General features: G+C 64.8%; 22 protein-coding genes. 7 read left to right on the top strand and 15 right to left on the bottom strand.

Going from position 1 to position 23,588, the window contains the following annotated elements; translation table 11 throughout:
• Nucleotides 1–52: 52 nt before the first annotated feature.
• Nucleotides 53–1,072, bottom strand: coding sequence for a Leu/Phe/Val dehydrogenase (locus tag H0I86_RS04870; protein ID WP_081362650.1), 1,020 nt, complete (start codon nt 1,070–1,072; stop codon nt 53–55).
• 183 nt (nt 1,073–1,255) lie between these two features.
• Between H0I86_RS04870 and H0I86_RS04865 the strand changes: the two genes are divergently transcribed.
• The 3 genes from H0I86_RS04865 to H0I86_RS04855 all read left to right on the top strand — a co-directional run bounded on the left by H0I86_RS04865 (nt 1,256) and on the right by H0I86_RS04855 (nt 3,463).
• The gene (locus H0I86_RS04865) at nt 1,256–2,059 is read left to right on the top strand and encodes a SirB1 family protein (RefSeq protein ID WP_180924228.1); all 804 of its coding nucleotides are present in this window, start codon (nt 1,256–1,258) and stop codon (nt 2,057–2,059) included.
• A gap of 67 nt (nt 2,060–2,126) precedes the next feature.
• Nucleotides 2,127–2,939 carry a class I SAM-dependent methyltransferase gene (locus H0I86_RS04860; RefSeq protein ID WP_258019398.1) on the top strand — a complete coding sequence of 271 codons (813 nt, stop codon included), beginning with the start codon at nt 2,127–2,129 and terminating at the stop codon, nt 2,937–2,939.
• 56 nt (nt 2,940–2,995) lie between these two features.
• Nucleotides 2,996–3,463, top strand: coding sequence for a GNAT family N-acetyltransferase (locus H0I86_RS04855; protein ID WP_180924226.1), 468 nt, complete (start codon nt 2,996–2,998; stop codon nt 3,461–3,463).
• 12 nt (nt 3,464–3,475) lie between these two features.
• Here the strand turns inward: H0I86_RS04855 and H0I86_RS04850 are convergent, their stop codons facing one another.
• The 4 genes from H0I86_RS04850 to hmgA form a co-directional block, all read right to left on the bottom strand.
• Nucleotides 3,476–4,846 (bottom strand): MFS transporter, encoded by a 1,371-nt coding sequence (locus H0I86_RS04850; RefSeq protein ID WP_180924225.1) that lies wholly within the window; start codon nt 4,844–4,846, stop codon nt 3,476–3,478.
• Between the two features lie 193 nt (nt 4,847–5,039).
• The gene (gene maiA / locus H0I86_RS04845) at nt 5,040–5,678 is read right to left on the bottom strand and encodes a maleylacetoacetate isomerase (RefSeq protein ID WP_180924224.1); all 639 of its coding nucleotides are present in this window, start codon (nt 5,676–5,678) and stop codon (nt 5,040–5,042) included.
• Nucleotides 5,679–5,693: 15 nt separating this feature from the next.
• The gene (fahA, locus tag H0I86_RS04840; protein ID WP_180924223.1) at nt 5,694–6,998 is read right to left on the bottom strand and encodes a fumarylacetoacetase; all 1,305 of its coding nucleotides are present in this window, start codon (nt 6,996–6,998) and stop codon (nt 5,694–5,696) included.
• A 3-nt stretch (nt 6,999–7,001) separates the two neighbouring features.
• Nucleotides 7,002–8,306 (bottom strand): homogentisate 1,2-dioxygenase, encoded by a 1,305-nt coding sequence (hmgA, locus tag H0I86_RS04835; RefSeq protein WP_180924222.1) that lies wholly within the window; start codon nt 8,304–8,306, stop codon nt 7,002–7,004.
• A 166-nt stretch (nt 8,307–8,472) separates the two neighbouring features.
• On the opposite strand from hmgA, the gene H0I86_RS04830 reads away from it, so the two are divergent.
• Nucleotides 8,473–9,264 carry an IclR family transcriptional regulator gene (locus H0I86_RS04830; RefSeq protein WP_180924221.1) on the top strand — a complete coding sequence of 264 codons (792 nt, stop codon included), beginning with the start codon at nt 8,473–8,475 and terminating at the stop codon, nt 9,262–9,264.
• A 31-nt stretch (nt 9,265–9,295) separates the two neighbouring features.
• On the opposite strand, the gene H0I86_RS04825 is transcribed toward H0I86_RS04830, so the two are convergent.
• The 8 genes from H0I86_RS04825 to H0I86_RS04790 form a co-directional block, all read right to left on the bottom strand.
• A complete protein-coding gene (locus tag H0I86_RS04825; protein ID WP_180924220.1) occupies nt 9,296–11,839 on the bottom strand; it encodes a LuxR C-terminal-related transcriptional regulator in 2,544 nt (847 codons plus the stop codon).
• Nucleotides 11,840–11,988: 149 nt separating this feature from the next.
• On the bottom strand, nt 11,989–13,356 hold the full coding sequence (locus tag H0I86_RS04820) for a DUF1329 domain-containing protein (protein WP_180924219.1): 1,368 nt from the start codon (nt 13,354–13,356) through the stop codon (nt 11,989–11,991).
• Nucleotides 13,357–13,379: 23 nt separating this feature from the next.
• Complete coding sequence (locus tag H0I86_RS04815; RefSeq protein WP_180924218.1) at nt 13,380–15,173, bottom strand: DUF1302 domain-containing protein; 1,794 nt, start codon at nt 15,171–15,173, stop codon at nt 13,380–13,382.
• Nucleotides 15,174–15,807: 634 nt separating this feature from the next.
• Nucleotides 15,808–16,719 (bottom strand): SDR family oxidoreductase, encoded by a 912-nt coding sequence (locus tag H0I86_RS04810; protein ID WP_009047034.1) that lies wholly within the window; start codon nt 16,717–16,719, stop codon nt 15,808–15,810.
• A 214-nt stretch (nt 16,720–16,933) separates the two neighbouring features.
• Entirely contained in the window at nt 16,934–17,836 is a 903-nt protein-coding gene (locus H0I86_RS04805; RefSeq protein WP_180924217.1) for an alpha/beta fold hydrolase, read from the bottom strand.
• Complete coding sequence (locus tag H0I86_RS04800) at nt 17,836–18,618, bottom strand: class II aldolase/adducin family protein (RefSeq protein ID WP_180924216.1); 783 nt, start codon at nt 18,616–18,618, stop codon at nt 17,836–17,838. Before H0I86_RS04800 ends, H0I86_RS04805 begins: the two co-directional genes overlap by 1 nt.
• A 156-nt stretch (nt 18,619–18,774) precedes the next feature.
• Nucleotides 18,775–19,461, bottom strand: coding sequence for an LrgB family protein (locus H0I86_RS04795; protein WP_038582041.1), 687 nt, complete (start codon nt 19,459–19,461; stop codon nt 18,775–18,777).
• Entirely contained in the window at nt 19,451–19,837 is a 387-nt protein-coding gene (locus tag H0I86_RS04790) for a CidA/LrgA family protein (protein WP_016701724.1), read from the bottom strand. Before H0I86_RS04790 ends, H0I86_RS04795 begins: the two co-directional genes overlap by 11 nt.
• Nucleotides 19,838–19,948: 111 nt before the next feature.
• Between H0I86_RS04790 and H0I86_RS04785 the strand changes: the two genes are divergently transcribed.
• The gene (locus H0I86_RS04785; RefSeq protein WP_053277493.1) at nt 19,949–20,845 is read left to right on the top strand and encodes a LysR family transcriptional regulator; all 897 of its coding nucleotides are present in this window, start codon (nt 19,949–19,951) and stop codon (nt 20,843–20,845) included.
• On the opposite strand, the gene H0I86_RS04780 is transcribed toward H0I86_RS04785, so the two are convergent.
• Nucleotides 20,826–21,281, bottom strand: a complete 456-nt coding sequence (locus H0I86_RS04780) for a flavodoxin (RefSeq protein WP_016701722.1) — start codon at nt 21,279–21,281, stop codon at nt 20,826–20,828. The genes H0I86_RS04785 and H0I86_RS04780 overlap by 20 nt on opposite strands.
• Nucleotides 21,282–21,436: 155 nt before the next feature.
• Here H0I86_RS04780 and H0I86_RS04775 point away from each other — a divergent pair, with 155 nt between their 5' ends.
• Both H0I86_RS04775 and H0I86_RS04770 read left to right on the top strand, forming a co-directional pair.
• Nucleotides 21,437–21,910, top strand: coding sequence for a PAS domain-containing protein (locus tag H0I86_RS04775; protein WP_180924215.1), 474 nt, complete (start codon nt 21,437–21,439; stop codon nt 21,908–21,910).
• A 55-nt stretch (nt 21,911–21,965) separates the two neighbouring features.
• The gene (locus tag H0I86_RS04770) at nt 21,966–22,571 is read left to right on the top strand and encodes a hypothetical protein (RefSeq protein ID WP_180924214.1); all 606 of its coding nucleotides are present in this window, start codon (nt 21,966–21,968) and stop codon (nt 22,569–22,571) included.
• Nucleotides 22,572–22,601: 30 nt separating this feature from the next.
• Here the strand turns inward: H0I86_RS04770 and H0I86_RS04765 are convergent, their stop codons facing one another.
• Entirely contained in the window at nt 22,602–23,561 is a 960-nt protein-coding gene (locus tag H0I86_RS04765) for a MerR family transcriptional regulator (protein ID WP_180924213.1), read from the bottom strand.
• Between the last annotated feature and the right edge of the window lie 27 nt (nt 23,562–23,588).

Here is a 23,588-nt window from a genome sequence, read left to right as displayed (position 1 = left end):
GTGCTTGTGGCGCGGGGCCTACAGGGCGAAATGCCGGGTAAGACCTTCGCGCCTAGCGGTACAGCACGCGCTCAGCCAAGTCGTCGGCCACCCGCGCCGGGGAGCGCTTTTCAGCCTGGGCATGGGCGAAGACTTCGGTGAGCCGCTGGCTGATCTTCGACAGGTGGGCGGTGATGGTCGCCAGGTCCTCACCGCGATGCTTGAGCGAAACGTAGATCAGCCCGCCGGCATTGATCACGTAATCCGGCGCGTAGAGGATGCCGCGGTTTTCCAGCTGGTCGGCGACCTGCAGGTTGGTCAACTGGTTGTTGGCCGAGCCGGCCACCGCCGAGCAGCGCAGTTGCGCCACGCTGTGGCTGTTGAGCACGCCGCCCAGCCCGCAGGGCGCAAGGATGTCGCACGGGGTGCTGAGCAAGGCTTCGTTGGCGATCGGATGGGCGCCCAGTTGCTCCATGGCCAGTTGCACCTTGCCGGAATCGATATCGCTGACCAGCAGTTCGGCGCCCGCGGCATGCAGCTGTTCGGCGAGGGCGAAGCCGACATTGCCCAGGCCTTGGATCGCCACCCGCAGGCCTTCGAGGTTGTCGCTGCCCAGGCGAGCCATGGCGGTGGCGCGGATGCCGGCGAACACGCCCATGGCGGCATGCGGTGCCGGGTCGCCGGAGGCGGTGGTGCTGGTGACGTGCTGGGTGGTTTGGGCGATGCAGTCCATGTCGGCGACCGAGGTGCCGCTGTCGATGGCGGTGATGTAGCGGCCATCGAGTTGCTCGACGCAGCGACCGAAGGCTTCGAACAGCGCGGCGCGGCTTTCGACGTGTGGCGGACGGATGATGACGGCCTTGCCGCCACCGTGGGGCAAGCCGGCCAGGGCGGCCTTGTAGCTCATGCCCTGGGCCAGGCGCACGGCATCGACCACGGCACTTTCGTCGTCGGGGTAGGCAAGGTAACGACAGCCTCCCAAGGCAGGCCCCAGGCGGCTGCTATGAATGGCAATCACCGCCTTCAACCCGGTGGTTGGGTCGACGCTCAGGTGTAGCGATTCAAGGCGAGTGCTTTGCATGAGAGCGAACATCGTCGGGCTCCCGAATCACTTCTTGTAGTCGCCAGTATAGGCTTGTGCATGAAAATTGCTGGAGCGCGCGGGAATAAGCCGGACACCTTTTCAGGCTTTAGGAAATAACCTGCTACGACATGTGTGCGGCACTGGACGAACGCCCGCGACGGGGCTAAAACGAGGCATTCGCCGGAGATTTCGATGAACCCGCGTCAAGCTTTTTTCGCCTGCCTGCAACAGTCCCCGCCCGCCCTTTTCGAGGCGGCGCTGTGGATCGCTGCCGAGCACGATAAAGAGGTGTCGCCCGAACAGTTGCTGGAGGATTTCAAGGAGCTGCAACAGCGGGTCAGCTCCGGCTTGCCGCTGCTGCCGGTCAGCGAACTGGGCCAGCCCCTGCTGCGGCGCATGAACGACCTGGGCTTCCAGCAGGACGAGTTCCTGCCGCTGCGCCCGCAGGCGGCGCTGCTGGACAAGGTGCTGCACACCCGGCGCGGGCAACCGCTGGCGCTGGGGCTGATCGCCCTGGAGCTGGCGCGCCGCCTGGAAATCCCCATGGTCGGGGTCAACTTCCCCGGGCACTTTTTATTGCGCGTGCCCGGCGCCGATCACCTGCTCGATCCCTGCGGCGGGCGCCGCCTGTACCCCAACGACTGCCGTGAGCTGCTGGAGCGCCAGTACGGGCCGAACATCAAGCTGGCCGCCGAGCACCTGGCCACCGCCAGCCCGCAGCAGATGCTCCAGCGCCTGTCGCGCAACCTGCGCCAGTTGCACCTGAGCCACGACGACCACCTCAATGCGCTGATCGATGCCGAGCGGGTCCTGGAACTGGGCAATGGCAGCGCCTCCGACTACCTGGCCCGCGCCAGCCTCTACCAGCACCTGGACTGCCCCAACGCCGAACGCTTCGACCTGGAGCACGCCCTGCTGCTCAGCGAAGACCCGATCCAGCGCCTGCGCCTGACCGAACGCCTGGGCCATCTGCCGCCCAATACCATCGTGCACTGATGGGGCGCTCTGCCTCCATGCCACAATGCCCGGCAACGACTCTCCGTTTGCTTCAAGGATGAACAGCATGAACAGCGCCGAACGCTTTCTTCAGGACTTTCACCAGCGTCGCCCCGGCACCACACCGCCGGCCTTTTCCGGACTGAGCCTGCCAGGGCGCGGTTCATCCTACGAGATGCTGGCGGCCACGCTCGCCACCGCTCAGCCTCGCGCACGGGTGCTGGACTTGGGCTGCGGCGACGGTTTTCTCCTGGATCTGCTGGCCAGGGAATATCCCGAAGCGCGGTTGATCGGCGTGGACATGAGCGCCACCGAACTGCAGGCGGCACACGCCCGCCTCGCGAACCGCAGCGTGCTGCTCAATGAGCGGGCCCAGTGCCTGTCGATGGCCACCGGCAGTGTCGATGCCGTGGTCTCGCACCTGGCCCTGATGCTGATGAGCAATATCGAACAGGTGCTGGAGGAGATCCATCGGATCCTGGCCAAGGGCGGGCAACTCTCGGCCATCGTCGGCCGGGCCTTTCTGTTGGGCGAGCCGGGCCAGCGCTACTTGCAGGCCTTGCGCGCCGCCGCACGGCGCGACCAGCTCCGTCCCCTGCCTCTGGTGGATCCCCGTACTCAGTCACAGAGTGGATGGCGGGCGCTGTTGGACCACCGCTTCACCTCACTGCAATTCGAGGAACTGGACCTTGAGTGGACGCCCACCTTCGAGGAGCTCTGGGACTCGTTGGGAGAAACCTACGACCTGGATCGCCTGACACCCGCCAATCGCGCCTTGATGAAGAGCGAACTGCGCACGGCCACACAATCCTTGCTACGGGCGGACGGCACGCTGCTGACCGGCTGGGGGCTGTTGCTGATCCAGGCCAGGGCGGCATGACAGCCCCGTCCGGGCTCTGGCAGGATGTTCGGCTCACACCAGGGAATGGGCACAACATGTTGATCAGAAAAGCTCATGGCGACGACGCGCAACGCGTCTTCGTCATTCGCAACCAAGCCATCAACCACCAGTGCAGCGGCCATTACCCCGCCGCCGACCTACAGGTCTGGACCGCCGGCAGCCTGGGGGACTATTTCGTCGAAGTCCTGGAGAAGACCGGGCACGTAGCCGTCATCGACAACCAGGTCACAGCCAGCGGCATGCTCGACCTCGAGTCGGGGCAGATCGATGCGGTGTTTGTCGATCCGGCGTACATGGGCCGCGGGATCGGCCGGCAGATGATGAACTACCTCGAACAACTGGCACTGCAGGCCGGCCTGCCGCATCTGGTCCTGGACTCGACCCTGAACGCTGCGGACTTCTATCGCCACTGCGGCTTCGTCGGCGAGCAGGTTGCCCAGTACCAGTCGCCCCGGGGCCTGACCCTGGCCTGCGTGCCGATGATCAAGCATCTGGCACGCTGAGCCCGCGCTCGTTCAGGGTTTGAGCGGCGCCTGCAGTTCCGGGGCAGGCGCCGCGCCTGCCGAAGACGCCTCGGACGGCGAACGCACCTGGATGATCAGCAGCGCCGCAATCACCGCCGGAATCGCGCAGAAGAAAAAGATCTGCTGCACCGGGATGTGCATCGCCAGCAGCAGGCTGCCGAACAGCGGGCCGAGGATCGAGCCGAAGCGGCCGACGCCCAGGGCCCAGCCGGTGCCGGTGGCGCGGACATGGGCCGGGTAGAAGTTACTGGCGAAGGCGTTGAGGGTCAGTTGGCCACCGATGATGCAGAAGCCGGCGGCGAAGACGAAGGCCACCAGGTAACGCGGGTTGTCGTGGTTCAGGCCCAACAGAAGGGTGCACAGCGCCGCCCCGGCCAGCACCGCCGAGAGCAGCCGCACCTTGCGTTGCAGGCGGTCGGCGAACCAGGCCATGCAGATCGCCCCCAGGGTGCCGGCGAACAGGAACATCGAGGTCACCAGGTTCGCCTCGTTCAGGCCCAGGCCACTTTCCAGCAACAGCGACGGCAACCAGCTGATCATGAAATACAGCAGGATCAGACTGACGAAAAAGGTCGACCAGATCAGCAGCGTCGGACGCGCATAACCGTGGCGGAACAGCTCGATCACCGTGAGCTTGCTGCCCTGCTCGGCTTGGTTCTGCGCGGCCGAGGCGGCCGGTGGCTGCCAGTCCGGCAATATGCGCGCGGTGACCTTGCGCAGGCGTGCATAAGGCGGTTGATCGCGCAGCAGGCGCGGCAGCGATTCAGGCAGGAACCTGGCAAGGAACGGGAACAGCAGCAACGGCGTGACGCCGCCGGCGAGGAACACCGCCTGCCAGCCGAAGCTGTCGATAAAACCCGCGGCGACAAAACCGCCGGCCGCGCCGCCGAAGGAGAAACCGCAGGCGGCCAGGGTCACCATCAGGATACGCAGGCGCGGCGGCGAATATTCCGACATCAGCGCCATGGCGCTGGGCATCGCCCCGCCCATGCCGATGCCGCAGATAAAACGCGCGACCATCAGGCTGTTCAGCGAATCGGCGAACACCATCATCACCGTGAGGCTGGCGTAGATCAGCACGCAGGCCAGCAGGATCCGCCGCACGCCAAAACGGTCCGCCAGCGGTGTCACCGCCAGCGAGCCCAGGGTCAGGCCCAGCAGGTTGGCACTGAACACCGGACCGAACGCGGCCTTTTCCAGGCCCCAATCCTGGGCCAGGGCCGGCACCACATAACCCAGCACCTGGGCGTCGTAGCCGTCGGTGACCAGCAACAGGGCCAGAAGCAGAAGAAGCAACCACTGATAACGCGACACGGGACGGGCGTCGAGCGCCGCCCGGAAGCTGGCAATCTGATTGTGCATCGCAAGGTACCTGCTGTTTTTTATGGTTATGGGAGCCGGCAGACCGTCATTGCTCTTGGGCGGCAATGATCGGTCTTGTGTACATCTTCGGGCGCGGGAGCAAGCTGCTCCCACGGGCCTGTCTCCTGTAGCCGCTGCCGCAGGCTGCGATCGACCGCAACGCGGCCCGCACCTACGGCAGCGGCTACAGAGGTCAGGCAGGCGTATCGGGCTGGTTAGCCGGATGGGCCTTCTGGAACGCCGGGTGTTCGGCGGCCAGGGCGGCGACCCGGCGAATCCGCGGGTAGGCGTCCAGCGGCACCTTGAAGCGCTCGGCCGCGTACAGCTGGGGAATCAGGAAGGTGTCGGCCAGCCCCGGTTGTTCGCTGAAGCAATACCCCTGCTCGCCGATCAGTTGCTCGACCGCCGCCAGGCCGTTGCTGATCCAGTGGCCGATCCACTCCAGCACCCGGGCCTCGTCGTAGCCCCATTGGCGCAGCAGGTTCTGGGTGCTGGAGTTGTGCAGCGGATGGATATCGCAGCCGATCAGCAACGCCACCGCCCGTTCGTGGGCGCGGGCCGCCAGCTCCTGGGAGAGCAGCGGCACTTGTGGATAACGTTCCTCCAGGTACTCGATGATGGCCAGCGACTGGATCAGCAACTCGCCGTCATCGGTGCGCAAGGCCGGCACACGGCCTTGGGGGTTGATCCGCAGGTATTCCGGCTGGCGATTCGCACCGCCGGCGGGGACCAGCAGGTTGACCGGCAGCGCCTGGTAATCCAGGCCCTTGAGCGCCAGTGCGATGCGCACCCGGTAGGAAGCGGTCGAGCGGTAGTAGGTATAGAGCTCCATGACGCGCACCTCTTCTTAACGGGCAGGCAGGATTTTGCCGCGGCATTCGCCGAAACCGATGGAGGCGAAACCCTCTCGGCGGCAGCGGCCGCGCAGGATGATTTCGTCGCCGTCCTCGAGGAACTTGCGCACTTCGCCGGAGGCCAGCTCGATCGGCTTCTTGCCGCCTTCGGTGATCTCCAGCAGGCTGCCGAACTGGCTGCTTTCCGGGCCCGAGAGAGTACCCGAACCGAACAGGTCGCCGGCCTGCAGCTGGCAGCCGTTGACGCTGTGGTGGGCGACCATCTGCGCCACGGTCCAGTACATGTACTGGGTGTTGCTCAGGGTCAGGCGGTGGGCCGGCAGGCCTTGCTCGCGCATCGCTTCGGTGAGCAGCAGCACTTCCAGCTCGATGTCGAAACCACCGGCGGCCTGGTCGCGCTTGTCCAGCAGGTACGGCAGTGGCTGTGGGTCGCCTTCGGGACGTGACGTCTGGGCGCGGCGGAACGGCTCCAGCGCTTCGGCCGTCACCACCCACGGCGAGATGCTGGTGATGAAGCTTTTCGACAGGAACGGGCCCAGCGGCTGGTATTCCCAGGCCTGGATATCCCGCGCCGACCAGTCGTTGAGCAGGCAGAAGCCGGCAATGTGCTCGGCGGCGTCGCCAATGGCGATCGGCTCGCCTATTTCATTGCCCTGGCCGATCCAGATGCCCAGTTCCAGCTCGTAGTCCAGTCGCGCGCATGGGCCGAAAGTCGGCTCGCTCTGGCCGGCGGGCAGGGTCTGGCCTTTCGGCCGGCGTACGTCGGCACCGGAGGGACGGATGGTGGACGCGCGACCGTGGTAACCGATCGGCACGTACTTGTAGTTCGGCAGCAGCGGGTTGTCCGGGCGGAACAGCTTGCCGACGTTCTGCGCATGCTCGATGCCGACGTAGAAGTCGGTGTAGTCGGTGATCTTCGCCGGCAGGTGCATCTGGCAATCGGCGGCCAGGGGCAGTAGTTTCGCCCCCAGGGCCTCGACCTTGCCGCGCAGGCTGCTGCCTTCACCGAGCAATTCCAGCAGGCGTTCGCGCAGGGCGACGCGGGCCGGGCGGCCCAGTTCGAAAAAGGCATTCAACTGGCCGCCACGGGTGGCTTCCACCGCGGCCTTGGCCGGGCCCTCGAACAGCCCGGCGTCGAGTGCCGCTTCCAGGTCGAAGATGTGCTCGCCGATGGCTACGCCGCTGCGTGGCGCCGACCCCTTGTGGCTGAACACCCCCAGCGGCAGGTTCTGCAACGGGAAGTCGGCATGGTCGTTGGCGGAGGCAACCCAGCTGCGGGTGATGGTTGGCTGATTCATGGGTTATTTCCGATTCGGGTTGAAGGTGGCGGGCAGCGAGGCCCAACAAGCATCGTAGTCATTCTGCAATTGCGGGCACTCCAGGGCGAACTGGCTCGGACGCAGCACCTGGCTGGTCTCGAACATGAAGGCCATGGTGTTGTCGATCTTCGCCGGTTGCAGCTCGGCGTTGATGGCCTTGGTGCAGCTTTCGCCATCCGGGCCGTGGGCGCTCATGCAGCTGTGCAGCGAAGCGCCGCCGGGCACGAAACCTTCGGCCTTGGCATCGTAGGCACCCTGGATCAGGCCCATGTATTCGTTCATCAGGTTGCGGTGGAACCACGGCGGACGGAAGGTGTTCTCGGCCACCATCCAGCGCGGCGGGAAGATCACGAAGTCGAGGTTGGCCAGGCCGTGCACGCTGGTAGGCGAGGTCAGCACGGTGAAAATCGACGGGTCCGGGTGGTCGAAGCTGACGGTGCCGATGGTGTTGAAACGGCGCAGGTCATATTTGTACGGCACATTGTTGCCGTGCCAGGCCACCACGTTCAGCGGCGAATGATCCAGCTCGCAGCCCCACAGCTCGCCGAGGAACTTCTGCACCAGGGTGGTCGGCTGCTTGAGGTCTTCGTAGTGGGCGACCGGGGTCAGGAAGTCCCGCGGGTTGGCCAGGCCGTTGCTGCCGATCGGCCCCAGGTCGGGCAGGCGCAGGGGCGCGCCGTGGTTTTCGGCCATATAGCCGCGCGCCTGTGGGTCGAGCAGTTCGACGCGGAATTTCAGACCGCGGGGCAGTACCGCGATCTCCAGCGGCTCGACCTCCAGTACCCCAAGCTCGGAGGCGATACGCAGGCGGCCCTGTTCGGGCACCAGCAGCAACTCGCCGTCGGCGTTGAAGAACACCCGTTCCATGGAGCGGTTGGCGCGGTAGGTGTAGATGCTGATCCCGGCCGGTTTCTGCGCAACCGAGTTGGCGACCATGTTCACCAGGCCGTCGATGAAATCGGTGGGCTCGCTGGGGATATCCAGCGGGTTCCAGCGCAGCCGGTTGGGCGTGATCTCGCCCAGCGGCCCGCCCGCCAGCTGGCGGTCCAGCTTGACGAAGGCCGGGTGGTTGGCAGACGGCTGGATGCGATACATCCAGGTGCGCCGCGCTTCGCTGCGGGCCATGGTGAAGGCCGTGCCGGAGAAGAGTTCGGTGTAGAGGCCGTAGGGGGCTTTTTGCGGGGAGTTCTGGCCGACGGGCAAGGCGCCTGGCAGGGCCTCGCTGGAAAACTGGTTGCCGAAGCCCGACTGGTACGCAAGCCCGGACGCCGTGGAATCGAGGTTCATGGAGCCTCCTGGAAATGGAGTTGGCAGCGGCCAGCGACTCCATGGGAAGAGCTCTCGGCACGCCTGCGTTATTTTTATCGTAATCCAATTACGGATAACGTAATTTGATTGGTATTGACCGTCAAGCTATAAAGACGCCCATTCGTCCCGGGATCACACCGCCTCCATGGAAAAGCCGCGCAGTACCAGCGACAGCAACGGTAAACAGAAAGTCCGCTCGGCCGAGGTCGGCACCGACATCCTCAAGGCGCTGGCCGAGCTGTCGCCCGCCACCTCGCTGTCGCGCCTGGCCGAACACGTGCAGATGCCGGCGAGCAAGGTCCACCGTTATCTGCAAGCGCTGATCGCCAGCGGTTTCGCCGAGCAGAACACCGCCACCAACCACTATGGCCTGGGTCGCGAGGCCTTGCGGGTCGGCATGGCGGCACTGGGCAGCATGGACGTGTTGAAGGTCGCCGCCCTGCCCCTGGCCGAGCTGCGGGATGAGTTGAACGAGACCTGCTTTCTCGCGGTATGGGGCAACCAGGGCGCGACCGTGGTGCATATCGAACCGGCCGTGCGCGCGGTGACGGTGGTGACGCAACTGGGTTCGGTGCTGCCGCTGCTCAGCTCGTCCACCGGGCTGGTATTCGGTGCCTATCTGCCGAATCGCGAAACCGTCGATTTGCGCGAGCAGGAACTCAAGGCCCACGCACCTCACGCGCTGGCGGACGAGCAGGTCTATGCCGCCCTGTGCGAACAGATTCGCCAGCGCGGCCTGCACCATGTGCACGGCCTGCTGATGCCCGGTGTGGATGCCTTGTCGGCGCCGGTGTTCGACGCCACCGGTAAGGTCGCCGCCGTGCTGACGGTAGTCGGCCCGACCTCGCTGTTCCACGCCGACGAAAACGGCCCGGCGGCGCAGTGCCTGCTGGCAGCATCCCAGGCGGTGAGCTGGCGCATGGGTTACCAGCCCTAAAGCCCCCTGTAGCCGCTGCCTACGCCAGCGGCTACAGCATCAACCCCAACGTCTTGGCCTTGGCCACTGCCTGAGTGCGGCGCTCCACCCCGAGCTTGCTGTGAATGCGCCGCGCGTGGGTTTTCACTGTGTGCAGGGAAATGAACAGCTGCTCGGCGATCTGCTGGTTGGAACTGCCCAGGGCAATCAATTGCAGCACCTCCAGTTCCCGCTGGCTCAGCGGGCTCTCCCCTGCCGTCGGCAGCGGCACTTCTTCGGGCTCAGCCACTTGCTGGACTTCAAACATCCGCGGCTGACGCAGACGCAATTCATGCAGTGCCTGGTGCAGGTTGCAGCGCGCACCGAGCTCCAGCCCCTCCTGCAAGGCACGGGTGGACAACGCCCGATCCCCCAGCAAAAAAGCCACCTCGGCCAGGGCCAGCTGCAACTCGGTCTGCAGGCACAACATGCCCCGTTGCCGGGCCTGTTCAAGCAGGCGCTGCAAACTTGCCACGGGGGTCTCGGCGCGCTGCAGGTACACCTCGGCCAGCACCAGCAGGTATTCGATACGCGGAATCAGTTCGAGAGTGGCCGGTGGCGCCTGGCGCGCCTGCGGCCCGCGGTAGTGACGCAGCACCCGGCTCAAGGCCTCCTGGGCCAGTTCCGGCCGGCCCTGCTGCAACCAGAACACGCTGCTGACCTGCAGCAGCACGGCGCGGTACACGGTGTCGGGAATCTGCCGTTGCTGCATCAGCCGCTCGGCATCGCGCAGGCGCACAAAGGCATGGGCGTAATCGCCCTGGTTGGCGGCCAGAAATGCCTGGCCGAGAAATCCGTACAAGGCGCGTTTGTCATGGCTGAGCAGACAGAGCTCAAGCCCGTCCTGGAAATGCCCGGCGGCCTGTTCCGCCTGGCCCTGACGCAAGGCCAGGCGCCCACGGCGCAAGGCGATCCGCCCCAGCAGCGGGCCGAGCCGATAAGCCTGGCGACTCAACAATTGCTGCACCTCGTCTAGCAGGCTCTGCGCCCTGTGGGGCGCTCCACGCTGCTCCAGCAACTGCGCATGGTCCAGCTCCAGCAGCGCTTCGAACACCAGTGAATGCTGGGCCCGGGCCAGGCACAGCGCCTCGCGGTTGAGCATCTGCGCCACCTCCAGTTCGCCCCTGAGCAAGGCCTGCTGGGTCAGGCCCGAAAGGCACAGCAGGCGGGTCGGCCAGGCATGGGCCGGCAGTTCGGTCAGCGCCTCGAGAAAATGCATCTGCGCCGGTTCCATCAACCCTTGCAGATGCAACAGCCACCCTTGCTGCGCCTGCCAGCGCGCCACCAGTTGCCGCTGCCCGGAGGCCGTCGGCTGCGGCGCGAAACGCGCCATCTGCGCCACGCAGTGTTGCGCCTGGTCGAAACGCCCGGCGAACAGCAAGGCTGCCGTCAACAGCCCCACCAACTGCGGGCTGCCGAGTAGCAGTTCGTCACCCTGCTGTTCATGCAGACGCAACAGCAACACCACGTTCTGCTGCTCGAACAATTGCTCGAAACTGAAGTGCTGCAACAGGCTGACCGCCACTTCGTATTCCTGCGCCAGCAACGCCTGCTCGAACGCCGCCTGCCAGTCCTCCTGCGCGGCGAACCACTGGCAGGCGCGGCGATGCCAGGAACGTCCCGCCGGCCAGGGCTCGTCGCGCATCAGCCGGGCCAGGGGGGCGAACACTTGCAGCCACTCCGGCGCAGGGTCCCAGGGTTCGATGAAACAGCCCAGCTCCTGCAACGCCCGCAGGTACTGGGCGCCCTCCCCGGCGCCGAACAGGTGCTCGCACAACGCGGCATTGAAGCGCGGCAGGTGCGCCAGCACATGCCAGACCTCGGACAGTTCCGCCGGCAACACGCTGAACAGCTCGTGCTCCAGATACTCCAGCAGGGTATTGGGCCGCCCCTGCCGGCACGGCGCGGCCGCCAGGTCGCTGCCTTCGAGCAGGGCGATGCGCACGCCGGCGCACCAGCCGGCACTGCGCTGGAAAATCCGGCTGGCGGTGTGGATCGACAAGGGTTGCGGCAATTGTTGCAGCAGTCGCTCGATGTCCTCCTGGGTGAACGCCAGCTCGGGGCCCGTGTATTCGTAGAGCTGGTCGTCGAGCAGCAGCCGCGGCCAGTTGCATTGCGGCCGGCGGCGTCCACCCAGCCACCAGGTCAGCGCCGGGTTGCCGATCGCCAGCAGGCGGTCGAGCAGCAGGTCCAACTGCGGCGCGGCGACCCGGCAGTAGTCGTCGAGGAACAGCCAGGTCGGGCTCTGCACATGCGCCAGATGCTCCAGCACCGCAGCCTCGTCCGCCGCGGCCAGGCCCAGCGCCCGCGCCAGCTCGCCGCACAGTTGCGCCGGTGTCTGCGCCGCCCCGGCCTGGGGCAACCAGCACACCCGGCATGCGGCCGGCGCCTGCAACAGGCACTCGGCGAGCAGGGCCGTCTTGCCGCTGCCGGCCGGCGCACAGAGCAGCTTCACCCGCGCCGGCGATGCCAGGAGCGGGGCACTCAGACGGCTGCGGGACAGGTGGTGGGAGGACAAACGGGGCAGGAATCCAGGACAGGGGGTCATGGCGGTCATTGCGGCGTGCCTTTTTTATAGTTTTAGCCTGCGTGCCCTCACCCTAGCCTTGTCGCCAGTGCTTGTTGAGAAGTATTCAGCGCGCTGATCCGCGCCCATAAAAAAGGCGACCGATCGGTCGCCTTTTGCCATCGTTTGTATCCCGGGCCTTACCGCACGCCGGTTGCGCGCAGGGCGGCCGGCGTGTAGTCGGCGGCCTTGGCGGCGAAGCCGAACTCGAAGCTGTGCTTCTCTTCGTTCTTCATCCCCAGGGCGATGTAGCGCCCGGCGATGATGTCGTACAACGCTTCGAGGGTGTAGGCCGGCACCTGGGCGTTGTAATAGAACTGCGCATGCCCTTCGGCCACCCGCCACAGCTGGCCGCGACCGTCGTAGTGATCCACCAGCGCCACCTGCCAGCTGTCTTCGTCTATGTACATGTGGCGCTTGGCGTAGATATGCCGCTCGCTCGGCTTGACCGTGCCGATCACCTCCCAGACCCGGTGCAGCTCGTAGCGGGTCAGGTCCTGGTTGATATGCCCGGCCTTGATGATGTCGTCGTACTTGAGGCTCGGCGAATCCAGCTTGTAGCTGTTGTAGGGGATGTACATCTCCTTCTTGCCCACCAGCTTCCAGTCGTAGCGGTCCGGCGCGCCGGAGAACATGTCGAAGTTGTCCGAAGTGCGCAGGCCGTCGGCGGCAGTGCCCGGCCCGTCGTAGGCCACTTGCGGGGCACGGCGCACCCGGCGCTGGCCGGCGTTGTAGATCCACGCCAGGCGCGGCTCCTTCACCTGGTCGAGGGTTTCGTGCACCAGCAGCACGTTGCCGGCCAGGCGCGCCGGAGCGGTCACCGCCTGCTTGAAGAAGGTCAGCACGTTGGCGCCTTTTTCCGGGTCCAGGTCCGGGATCTGCTGCGGCACCGCCACCTCCTCCTCGAAGCGGATCGGCGTGTAGCTGCCGTTGGTCTGCGGCGTGGCCTGGGTGATGATCCGGCGCAGGTTGCCGCCGCGATAACGGGTGGTGTGGTTCCACAGCACTTCCACGCCGTTCTTCGGAATAGGGAAGGCGTAGTAGCGGTTGCCGGTGAAGTTGGCCAGGCCGTTGCCTTCGTTGATCGAGGTAACATTCAGCGCGCTGCGCTTGGCCGACTCGTAGATGTCCGCCGGCAGACCGACAGTGCGATGGGTCGGGTAGACCGGGATCTTGTAGGTTTGCGGGTAGCGCTTGAACATCGCCACCTGGCCATCGGACAGCTTGTCCTTGTACTTGTCGACAGTGGCCGCGGTGATGGTGAACAGCGGTTTCTCGCTGGCGAACGGGTCGGCGAGGAAGCCCTTGGCGTCCACCGCCCCGGCGTTCTTGCCGATGCCGCCGGTCCAGGCCGGGATCGAGCCGTCGGCATTGCCGGCCTTCTGGGCACCGAGCGGGGTCAGGCTGGTGCCGAGCTTGTCCGCTTCCTGCGGGGTGACCGCCGCCATCACGTTGGCCGCCAGCAGGGTCAAGGCCAGGGCACCGCATTGCAAAATCGTCTTGCGCATAAAGTTGTCCTTCCTGGGTCGGGTCAGAAGTTCACGCCAAAGCTCAACGCGAGGAAGTCGCGGTCTTTGAGGGTGTTGTAGTCGCCGCCGAAAAAGTCGGTGTAGCTGAGGCTGGCGGTGTAGGTGTTGCGGTAGTCGGCATCGACCCCGAGGCTCACCGCCTTGGCGCCTTCGTTGAACAGGCCGTTGGGCCCGTAGCCGTTGACGTCGTGGGACCAGGACAGGTTGGGCTTGAGGTTGATCCCGGCGATCAGGTTGTTGTAATCGAGGATCGCCCGGGCGCGATAACCCCAGGAGGTGGCCGTGACGAAACCGTCGGTATCGCCGCCGAAACCGTACTGGCCGTAGACCGAGTCGCGGCCGTAGCGCAGCTGGCTTTTCGACTCCAGGCCACCGACATGCACGATCGCCGCCTCGCCCACCAGGGTCAGGCGGTCGGCGCCCAGCACCTGATCGAAGAACTGGGTCAGGGTGCTCTGCACCTGGGTGATTTCCTTGCGCCGGTAACCGGTATTGTCGGCCCCCGCCGAAGTCCGCACCGGCGACGCCAGGCCACCGGCGATCGGGTTGACCAGGGCCAGGGTCAGGTCGTTGGTGTTGACCTGCACCGGGGCGTTGGGCCGGTAGCTGATCTCGCCGGTCCAGGCGGTGCCGGTGGGCAGCGTGGTGGAGAAGCTGGCGCCGTACAGGCGGATATCTTCCGGGTATTCGAGGTAGTACTGGCCGCGACCGAGCATCACGCTCTGGGCCAGAGCCGAACCGGTGCCCGGAGCGATCCTGTTGGCGGTGCTGACGATCCCCGGGATGCTCGCCAGGGTGCTGCTCCCGGCGGTGATGGTGCCGACCGTCGGGGTGCGCGCGTGGTAGTTCATGAAGTACAGGCCGTACTCGGTGTCGTCGCCCAGCCAGCGCAGGGCGGTGCCCCACTGCCCGGAGTCGCGGGCATCGCGGTCGCCGGCACGGCCGATCACCACGCCTTCGGGGGCCACGGTAAAGCCCTGGCCGAACGCCGCGGCAATCGGTTGCAGCGGCCGGATCGCCGGGCTGCCGACGGTGTAGCCAGTGGTGCAGCCGTCCGCCACCACGTCGTTGCCGAAGAAGGTGCCGCAGTTGTCGACCACGGTCTGGTCCCACTCCAGCTGATAGAAACCTTCCACGGTCAGCTGGTCGGTCAGGCCCTGGGAAGCGAACAGCATGTTCACCGGGATCAGGCCTTCCTTGATCTCCGCGCCAGGACGACGGAAAGCGGACACGTCGATCGGGTTGATGCTGTTGATCGAGTTGCCGATGAAGGTGCTCTCGCCCCAGCTGACCACCTGCTTGCCGGCGCGCACGGTGCCCGGCAGGTCGGCGATGGAATAGTTGTGATAGATGAAGGCGTCGAGGATCTGCCCGCCGGACGACTTGGCGCCCTCCTTGCGGTTGTGGTCGCTGATGGGCTTGAACTCGCGGTCTTCGTCCTTGAGCTCGAAGTCGTACCAGTATTTGCCCCGGACGAAGACGCCGGTGTCGCCGTACTTCAGTTCCAGGTCGTGGATGCCCTTGAAGATCTTCGAGAAGGTCTCGCCCTTCTTGAAGTTCAGGCGCCCGTCGTCGCCGGTGGAGGACTGTCCGCGACCGCCGTTGGAGACACCCACCAGGTCCTTGTCGGCATCGCGCATGCCCCAGCTGGCGCCGATGGACAGCGAAGAATCGAACTGCCCCTCGATCTCCCCGATGTTGAATGAAACGGCCTGCGCCTGGGCGCAGCCCCCCAAGGCCACCGCGACGGCCAGCGCCCGCGGTATGAAGATGGCGCGCATTGTTGTTTTTGTCATGCGTCTTCCCCGGTGAGTGACAGAAGGCCTCACCCTACTGCCGGCGCACAGGAGCGATAAGCGCACCAAGGAGGTATTCGCGCTGTCGCTCGAAAGGATGAATGTCCCCTCCAGCCGGGCCTTTGCGCGGTGTATCGACGGGCTGGATGGGCGGGTATCAGGTGGATGGATTGCGCACTTGCAGGGCATGTCCGCGCCGCGCGCACTACTATTGCCCAGGCTGTAACAGTCCTTGTCCACAATCGCTATTTTTCATTGAGCAGCCAGCCCTTATCCTGGCCTCGCTCTCACGGCAAACAGCCACGCAGAGTCGCCCAGAGGTGTGATCACGCCACCTTGGGGCAAGAGGATTCAGAAGGTTTGAAGCAACGATATTCAGATCTTCACCGGGTGTTCACTGACGTTGATTTGTTGCTCCTTGATCTAACGTCTTCCTTCGGCCGCTGCCTTGCAGCGGCCTTTTTTATGCCCGGTAGAAAGTCAGGTCGATGCTCAAGATGCCTGCTCGCCGTGGCAATGGAAACGCTGCAACAGGCGATGGACTGACGGCGCCAGGATCAGGCCGAAGGCAGTGATGAAGGCATAAGGCGAACAGCCGCGCAGGCCGCGGCTGTTCGGGTTGGCGGGGGCTGCTTCAGATCGTGTATTTCTGCAGGTTCTGCATCATCTCTCTCAAGGCTTCGATATTGTCCTTGGGGTGCGCCGCGCCTTCGAAGTCGCAGATCTGCTGCCAGTGTGCGGCGACATCTTCCGGGGAGAAGCCTTCGCGCGGATCGAAGCCCAGGCCCAGGCTGCGCTCCCAGCGCACCTTGCCCATCCAGCCGCCGCCGACCTCGAACAGGCCGGAGGTCTCCTGGCAGTTCTCGCTACCCAGGTACACCACCAGCGGGCTGACCAGCTCCGGCTTGAGTTGCTCGAACACCTGCGGCGGGATCAGTCCTTCGGTCATCCGCGTGCCGCCGGTCGGGGCGATGGCGTTGACCAGGATGTTGTTCTTGCGGCCTTCGATGGCCAGGGTGCGGGTCAGGCCGTAGAGGCCGAGCTTGGCCATGCCGTAGTTGGACTGGCCGAAGTTGCCGTAGATGCCGGAGGTGGACGCGGTGAAGATCACCCGGCCATAACCCTGCTCGCGCATGTGCGGCCAGGCGGCGCGAGTCACCTTGTAGGCGCCTTCGACGTGGACGCGGTACACCAGGTCCCAATCGGCGTCTTCCATCTTGTGGAAGGTCTTGTCGCGCAGGATGCCGGCGTTGTTCACCACCACATCCACCCGGCCGAAGGCATCCAGGGCGTTCTGTACGATCTTGTCGCCGTCGGTCACCGAGTCATGGTTGGCCTCGGCGATGCCGCCGGCTTCGCGGATCTGCGCCACCACCCGGTCCGCCGCCGAGGCATTGGCGCCCTCGCCCTGGGTCGAGCCGCCCAGGTCGTTGACCAGGACCTTCGCCCCGTGTCTGGCGAACAGCAATGCATGAGCCTGCCCCAGACCGCCGCCGGCACCGGTGACGATCACGACTTTATTCTCGAAGCGTACAGACTCACTCATACCGAACTCCCACAGGCCAGATGGACAACAGACGGACAACGACTTCGAGTCTCAGGCACGCGGCTGGCGGTCACAATAAACAGGGCTGGAGCTGAATGGTGCGCAATAAGGCAGGGGGATGATCGAGGGGTAACGATGTGGAGGGATGCACCAGCGCCTGGCGCGCACAGGCCAAGGTCGCAGAACGGCGGTCGCTATGGACAGCTCGGGTGTCTCAGGAGCAGGCCAGTTTGCGCGGTGGAAACTCCAGGCTGTCGCGAAAGGCCAGATAGTGCTTGAGCACCTGGACCGGGGCTTCGGTCTGCGGGTAGTGACCGATACCGGCCAGCAGCACGGTATCCGGGGTGGGAATCAGTTCGCAGTAGCGCTCGACCATGTGCGCCCCGGAAATCGGATCCACCGCGCCGTCGATCACCCGCAGCGGCACGTCACCGCGCTGCATCGCACTCACCCAGCGGTCGCGCTGCACCCGGCGCTCGGGAATGTAGCCGATCAGCTTGTGCAGGATCCGCGGACCTTTATTGGCATCCACCAGGCTCCAGAAGTCATCCAGCACACTTTCGCTGGGCCGGGTCTGTGGGCCGAAGATCTGGGTGAAGCTCCTGGCCAGGCCCTCACGGCTGAAGGCGCGGCCGAGCATCCAGCCCAGCGGGCTGAGCAGCAGCTTCTGCGTCAGCACCGGACGATGGGTTTCCGGGAACAGGCCGCCATTGAGGAACACACAGCTGGCAATGTCGCAGCGCTCTTCGTAGTGCCGGGCAAGCATTTCCTGGGCCACGCTGTCGCCATAATCGTGGGCCAGCAGGTGCACGGGGGTATCGACACCCAGGTGCTCGAGCAAGGCCTGTTGCAGGTCCGCCTGCTCCAGCAGGCTGTACTCGTGGTCCCGCGGCTTGGCCGAATCGCCAAACCCCAGCATGTCGCAGGCGATCACTCGATAGCGCTGGGCCAGGGGTTGCCACAGGTAGTGCCAGTCCCAGGCGGCGGTGGGGAAACCATGGATCAGCAGCAGTGGCTCGCCCTGCCCCGCGGTCCAGTAGCGAATGGCATGGCCGCGAAACACGAAACTATGTCCGCGCTTGCGCCACACACACAGAGGAATCTCGGCCATAGGCATCAGAGTTTATAACCCGCGTCTTGTTTATCGAGTTTGCGCAGCAATGCCGGCCATGCCAGAGCGCCGCCCATGCCTTGAGCGCTTTTGGTGACCCCGGCGATCATCGCCTTGGCCCCGGCCAGAATCTGCGGCTCGATGGCGATCAGTTGCGCCGCACCGTTCTGCGCCAGCACCTGGATCTCGCAGGCGCGCTGGAAGGTGAACATCATCAGGAAGGTGTCGGCGATGGTGCCGCCACAGGTCAGCAGACCGTGGTTGTGCAGCATCAGGAAATTGCTGTCGCCGAGGTCGGCCTGCAGCCGAGCCTTTTCCTCGTGGTTCAGGGCCACGCCCTCATAGGCGTGACAGGCCAGGCTCGACAGCACGAACAGCGACTGCTGGCTGATGGGCAACACCCCCTGCTGCTGCGCGGACACCGCGACCCCGGCCGCGGTGTGGGTGTGCAGCACGCAGGCCACATCGTGCCGCACTTCGTGCACGGCGCTGTGGATGGTGTAGCCGGCGGGGTTGATCTCGTAGGGGCTGTCCATCAGCTTGTTGCCGGCCTGGTCGACCTTCACCAGACTGGAAGCGGTGATTTCATGGAACATCAGGCCGAACGGGTTGATCAGGAAATCTTCGGTGCCTGGGACCTTGGCGGAGATATGGGTGAAGATCAGATCGTCCCAGCCATGCATCGCCACCAGGCGATAGCAGGCGGCCAGATCGACGCGGGTCTGCCATTCGGCGGCGCTGACCTGGTCTTTCACACTCGATGTCGACGGAACGGAGGATAAGCTCACGGCAAGGACCTCAGTGACGGCAGTTTTTTTATTATGTTTTTTCAGACGTGGAGTCAGTCTAGTCAGCCACCCGGGTTCGGGTAGTTGCCTTGGCAGCCAGCTTACTGACCGAGCGAGTCAGTGGCCATTTTAGTTCCAGTCGGCACAGGTCAAACGTCAAAGCAACGACGCCAATAAAGGGGCGGCGAACAGGTTCAGCAGGCCGGTGAGAACCATCACCAGCCCCGCCACCGAGCCCTCTTCACCGCCCACTTCATGGGCGCGGCTGACCCCGGCGCCGTGGGCGCCGACCCCGAACAACGCACCGCGAGCCAGGGCGCTGCGCAGCGGCAGCCACTTGAGCAGGACACCGCCGAGCATGGCGCCGAACACCCCGGTGAACATCACGAACACCGCCGTCAATTCGGGTACGCCGCCCAGGTCATGGGCCAGCGGCATGGCGAAGGGGGTGGTGATCGAACGCGGCACCAGGGACATCGTCACCGAGCTGTCCAGGGCCAGCACCCGCGCCAGTCCGAAGGAGCTGGCGATGGACGCCGCGCTGCCCGCCAGCATGCCCAGGAGCAATGCCGGCCAATGGCGCATCAACAGCTGCCGCTGCTGCCAGATCGGCACCGCGAAGGCCACGGTGACCGGTCCCAGCACCAGCATCAGCCAGTGGGTGTTGGCGGAGTATTCGGCATAGGCGGTGTGCAGCGGTACAGCGATCGCCAGCAACAGGGCCGGCACCAGGATCAGCGGCGACAGCAGGTAGCGCCCGGTGCGTCGGTAGATCCAGCGACTGAACAGGTAGGCCGCGAGTGTCAGCAGCAGCCAGAACATTGGCATGGGCTCAAGCGTCATGGCGCATTCTCCAGCGGCACACCCATTCCACCGTGAACGCGGTGACCAGCATCACCATCAGCGTACTGACGCCGATTACCAGCAGGATCCGCCAGCCGTCCTGGCGCAGCAGGCCGCCATAGTCCAGCAGGCTCATCAGCGCCGGAATGAAGAACAACAGCATCTCGGCCATCAGCAGGCCTGCGCCCATCTGCAATGCCGCCGGCTTGATCCAGCCCAGGGCGAACGCCAGCAACAGCAGGGCCAGCCCGACCACCCCGCCAGGAATCGGCCACGCCAGCCACCCAGCCAGCTGGCAGCCGAACAGATAAATAGCCAGCAACACCGCCAGTTCGGATAACAGGCGACCCAGGTGTTTCAAGGTGGAAGCGTTCATGGAATTCGGTCCTCGCAAGCCTGCATTTTAGGCAAGCGCCTGCCATCACCGAAGCGAATTGTTAGACTGGAAGCCATTCCAGAATGGAATTCAGAACACGGACTCAAACCCATGGACTTCAAACAGCTGCGCAGCTTTGTCGAAGTGATTCACCAGGGCGGCTTCACCCAGGCCGCCAAGACCCTGCACATCAGCCAGTCAGCGGTGAGCAAGCAGATCGCCCAGCTGGAACAGAGCCTGGGCACGCCATTGCTGGATCGCCAGGGCTCGCACATTCACCTCACTGCCGCCGGCAGCGTGGTGCTGCAACGCGCCGAAGGCATGCTGCGCCTACGCAATGAGCTGCTCAGCGAGCTTGACGACCTGAGCCTGTTGGCCCGAGGGGAATTGCGCCTGGGCCTGCCCCTGCTGGGCAGCGACGCACTGTTCGCCAGCCTGTTCGCCGAGTACCGCCGACGCTACCCGAACATCAGCGTGCAGCTGCTTGAAGGCGGCAGCCTGAATATCGAGCAGGCGGTGCTCAACGGGGAACTGGAGATCGGCGGCAGCCTGACGCCCAAGGATCCGACCTTCGCCTACCAGCCTTTCTGCGACGAACCGCTGGATGCCTTGCTACCGGCCGATCACCCGTTGGCGATCAAGGCCCAGGTGCGCCTGGAGGAACTGGCGGACACGCCGTTCCTGCTTTATCAGCGCAGTTTCGTGCTCAACGACCGGCTGCTGCAGGCCTGTCAGCAGGTGGGGTTCACCCCGAAGGAGGGTGGGCGCAGCGGCCAGGCGGACTTTCTTGCCGCCCTGGTGGCCGCCGGGCAAGGCGTGGTGCTGTTGCCCAGCGTGGTGGCGCGTGGCCTGGTCCGGCCCGGCGTAGTGCGCCTGACGCTGAAAGCGCCCGACTACCTGCGCTGGGACATCGCCTTCATCTGGCGTCAGGGCGCCTATCTGTCCAAGGCCGCGCAAGCCTGGCTGGCGCTGCTGCGCGAGCGTCCGGTCAGCCGCGCAGAGCGCTGATCAGCTCGGCCAGCCAAGGCTCGGCGTCGGTTTCCGGGGTCACGCTTTCGCTGGCGTCCAGGCGCAGCATTTCCAGCACTTCCCGCACGCCCAACTCGGCGAACAGCTCGCGCATCTGCTCGCCACCGCCACAGAAGGTGTCGCCATAGCTCGAATCGCCCAGGCCGATCACCGCGCCGGGCAAACCGCGCCAGGCCGCCGGCAGTTGATCGCGAATGGCTGAATACAGCGGCAACAGGTTGTCCGGCAGCTCACCCATGCCGGTGGTCGAGGTCACGGCCAGGAAAGCCTCGGGGCCGAACGCCTGGACGTCCGCCAGGGTCGCGCGCGGGTTGTGCCAGGCCTCGAAACCTGCGGCATTGAGGAGTTTGGCGGCGTGCCGGGCGACTTCTTCAGCCGTGCCGTACACCGAGCCGGAAAGGATGGCGACTTTCATCAATCTGATCCTGAAGCTGAGTAAAAGGCTGGGATATTAGCAGCTGCGCGATAAAATCCAGCCTTGTAGCGCGATTTACCCATAATGGCCAGTGGACAGCTTCGCGCCATGTCTTAGAATTGCCGCCACTTGCCGATCGCTTGCGGAAGCTCCCGATGATCAACGCCCACCTGCTGCAACTGGTGATCAACGCCTCCAACGACGGGATTGTCGTTGCCGAACAGGAAGGCGAAGACAACATCATCATCTACGTGAACCCGGCGTTTGAACGCCTCACCGGCTACAGCGCCGACGAGGTGCTGTATCAGGACTGCCGTTTTCTCCAGTCGGGCGACCGCAACCAGCCGGGAATCCCACTGATTCGCCAGGCCTTGGAAAGCGGCCAGCCCTGCCGCCAGGTGCTGCGCAACTACCGCAAGGACGGCAGTCACTTCTGGAACGAACTGTCGATCACCCCGGTGTTCAACGAAAGCGATCAGCTAACCTATTATGTCGGTGTGCAGAAAGATGTAACGGTCCAGGTCAAGGCCCAGCAACGGCTGGCGCAGGTGGAAAAGGAGCTGGCCGAAACCCGCGCGAAACTCGCCGTTTTCCAGGCGACGAGCGGCTCTAACAAGATATCGAATTAGTTGTCAGTACGCTTAATCACCATTGACTCTGTCACTTTCTCCTTCGAGCAACATCATGCGCCGTGACGCTCTCCTCACCCAGGATGAACTGGACTTCATTCAGACCATGCAGCACAACCCGCAACTCAACGTGCGGGATGCGAACTCGAGCCTGCTGGTCAACGGGGGCTCACAGATCCGCGACCTGCTCACCCGCCTGGCGGCCAACGAGCAAGTGACCATCCAGGCGCACTTTGAAAACCAGCAGATGACCTTTCCCCTGCACCTAGTGGAAGACGAATTCCATGCGCTGCATCTGCGCCTGGGCGTGCCGAGCATCTTCGAGGACGGGCCGAGGGTCCGCCCATGGCGCCTGACGCTGGACGAGCCGGTGGCCTTGGAAAACGCCAAGGGGCAGCCCACTGCGCTGTGGGTGCATGAGGTGTCGTTCAACAGTGTGTTGCTGGAGATCCGCAACCGGGCCAAAGCGCAAAAGCAGTTCGCCCAGTGGTTCAGCCCGTCGGGCTACGAGCGCATCGCCCTGCGTGGCCGCCTCGAACGCCAGACCGACGCCGGCTTCTATGCCTATCGGTTGAACCAGAGCGACAAGGATGAAACCGAGCGCCTGCGCCAGTTCATCCTGCAGCAGCACCGCCTGGCACACCCCAACCTGCACGTCTGAAGCCGCGTTTTTTGTGGCCTGGGCATGAGCTCAGGTATCGAGCGTACCGCTGAGAAACTGCCGCAAGCGCTGCATCATCAAACGTCCGTCACTCCCCAGACAGCCCACCGGCGAAGCGCTCAGGCTGTCCTGGGCCAGCTCGGCGACATCCCCCGCCAGCATCAGCGGACACTCCAGGGTCAGCGCCAGGCGGTTCAAGCGCCGAGGCAGTTCCGGTACCGGGGCGTGATTGGAAAACAGCACCAGCGCCTGGGGTTTGATCTTCTCGCAGACCAGGGTCAACTCGTCGAACGGCTGCCCCAGCGCCAGCACCCGCACTTCCACTTCAGCACTGCCCAGCATCAGCGCCGCCACCAGCAACTCCAGCTCCCGGCATTGCCCGGCAAGCGCCGCCAGCAGCACCGGGCGCGGCTGGCTGCCGCGCTGCAACAGCAGGCGCTGGGAGATCCGCGAACGCAGGAATTGATCGAAGAACAGCCATTCGCTGGTGTGGCCGTAAGGTTCCTGGTGCTGCGCCAGCTGCCGCCAGAACGGCATGAGGATGTCCTGGAACACCACCGACAGCGAATAGCTGGAGAAGATCTGGCCGTACAATCGCTCCAGGTACGGCTCGTCGAATTCGCCAACCGCCCGCTTGAGTTGCCCCTGCCACTGCAGGTAATCGCCCGATTCGCTGTCGCCCGGCATGGCCCGTGGCGCCTCGCGGGCGGCCCGGGTCTTGGCGAGGATCTTGCCAACCTTACTGACCGCGACACCACGATCGATCCAGCCGAGGATCTCGCGGACTGTCTCGACATCGTGCATCGAATACAGACGATGCCCACTTTCGGTGCGTGTCGGCTGGATCAGTCCATAACGACGCTCCCAGGCCCGCAGGGTCACCGGGTTGATCCCCGTGAGCCGTGAAACTTCCCGGATCGGAAACAGATCGTCCTGCGAGGGCTGGTCGAGGGGCTGTGTCGGGTGGGCAAGTTCAGTAATGACGGGCATCTGGGTAGAAAACACCGATGGATAAAG

The organism is Pseudomonas chlororaphis subsp. aurantiaca, assembly GCF_013466605.1.
Lineage (GTDB): Bacteria > Pseudomonadota > Gammaproteobacteria > Pseudomonadales > Pseudomonadaceae > Aquipseudomonas > Aquipseudomonas chlororaphis_I.
This window is presented reverse-complemented; position numbering and strand designations above follow the sequence as displayed.

Bases quoted from the DNA above. Each gene is read 5' to 3' on its own strand.
- H0I86_RS04780 (WP_016701722.1), bottom strand. From the start codon at position 21,281: ATGAAAGTCGCCATCCTTTCCGGCTCGGTGTACGGCACGGCTGAAGAA.
- H0I86_RS04825 (WP_180924220.1), bottom strand. From the start codon at position 11,839: ATGACCGCCATGACCCCCTGTCCTGGATTCCTGCCCCGTTTGTCCTCC.
- H0I86_RS04820 (WP_180924219.1), bottom strand. From the start codon at position 13,356: ATGCGCAAGACGATTTTGCAATGCGGTGCCCTGGCCTTGACCCTGCTG.
- H0I86_RS04830 (WP_180924221.1), top strand. From the start codon at position 8,473: ATGGAAAAGCCGCGCAGTACCAGCGACAGCAACGGTAAACAGAAAGTC.
- H0I86_RS04810 (WP_009047034.1), bottom strand. From the start codon at position 16,719: ATGAGTGAGTCTGTACGCTTCGAGAATAAAGTCGTGATCGTCACCGGT.
- maiA (WP_180924224.1), bottom strand. From the start codon at position 5,678: ATGGAGCTCTATACCTACTACCGCTCGACCGCTTCCTACCGGGTGCGC.
- H0I86_RS04775 (WP_180924215.1), top strand. From the start codon at position 21,437: ATGATCAACGCCCACCTGCTGCAACTGGTGATCAACGCCTCCAACGAC.
- H0I86_RS04785 (WP_053277493.1), top strand. From the start codon at position 19,949: ATGGACTTCAAACAGCTGCGCAGCTTTGTCGAAGTGATTCACCAGGGC.
- H0I86_RS04765 (WP_180924213.1), bottom strand. From the start codon at position 23,561: ATGCCCGTCATTACTGAACTTGCCCACCCGACACAGCCCCTCGACCAG.
- H0I86_RS04865 (WP_180924228.1), top strand. From the start codon at position 1,256: ATGAACCCGCGTCAAGCTTTTTTCGCCTGCCTGCAACAGTCCCCGCCC.
- H0I86_RS04850 (WP_180924225.1), bottom strand. From the start codon at position 4,846: ATGCACAATCAGATTGCCAGCTTCCGGGCGGCGCTCGACGCCCGTCCC.
- H0I86_RS04770 (WP_180924214.1), top strand. From the start codon at position 21,966: ATGCGCCGTGACGCTCTCCTCACCCAGGATGAACTGGACTTCATTCAG.
- hmgA (WP_180924222.1), bottom strand. From the start codon at position 8,306: ATGAACCTCGATTCCACGGCGTCCGGGCTTGCGTACCAGTCGGGCTTC.
- H0I86_RS04790 (WP_016701724.1), bottom strand. From the start codon at position 19,837: ATGAACGCTTCCACCTTGAAACACCTGGGTCGCCTGTTATCCGAACTG.
- H0I86_RS04855 (WP_180924226.1), top strand. From the start codon at position 2,996: ATGTTGATCAGAAAAGCTCATGGCGACGACGCGCAACGCGTCTTCGTC.
- H0I86_RS04805 (WP_180924217.1), bottom strand. From the start codon at position 17,836: ATGCCTATGGCCGAGATTCCTCTGTGTGTGTGGCGCAAGCGCGGACAT.
- H0I86_RS04860 (WP_258019398.1), top strand. From the start codon at position 2,127: ATGAACAGCGCCGAACGCTTTCTTCAGGACTTTCACCAGCGTCGCCCC.
- H0I86_RS04870 (WP_081362650.1), bottom strand. From the start codon at position 1,072: ATGTTCGCTCTCATGCAAAGCACTCGCCTTGAATCGCTACACCTGAGC.
- H0I86_RS04795 (WP_038582041.1), bottom strand. From the start codon at position 19,461: ATGACGCTTGAGCCCATGCCAATGTTCTGGCTGCTGCTGACACTCGCG.
- H0I86_RS04815 (WP_180924218.1), bottom strand. From the start codon at position 15,173: ATGACAAAAACAACAATGCGCGCCATCTTCATACCGCGGGCGCTGGCC.
- fahA (WP_180924223.1), bottom strand. From the start codon at position 6,998: ATGAATCAGCCAACCATCACCCGCAGCTGGGTTGCCTCCGCCAACGAC.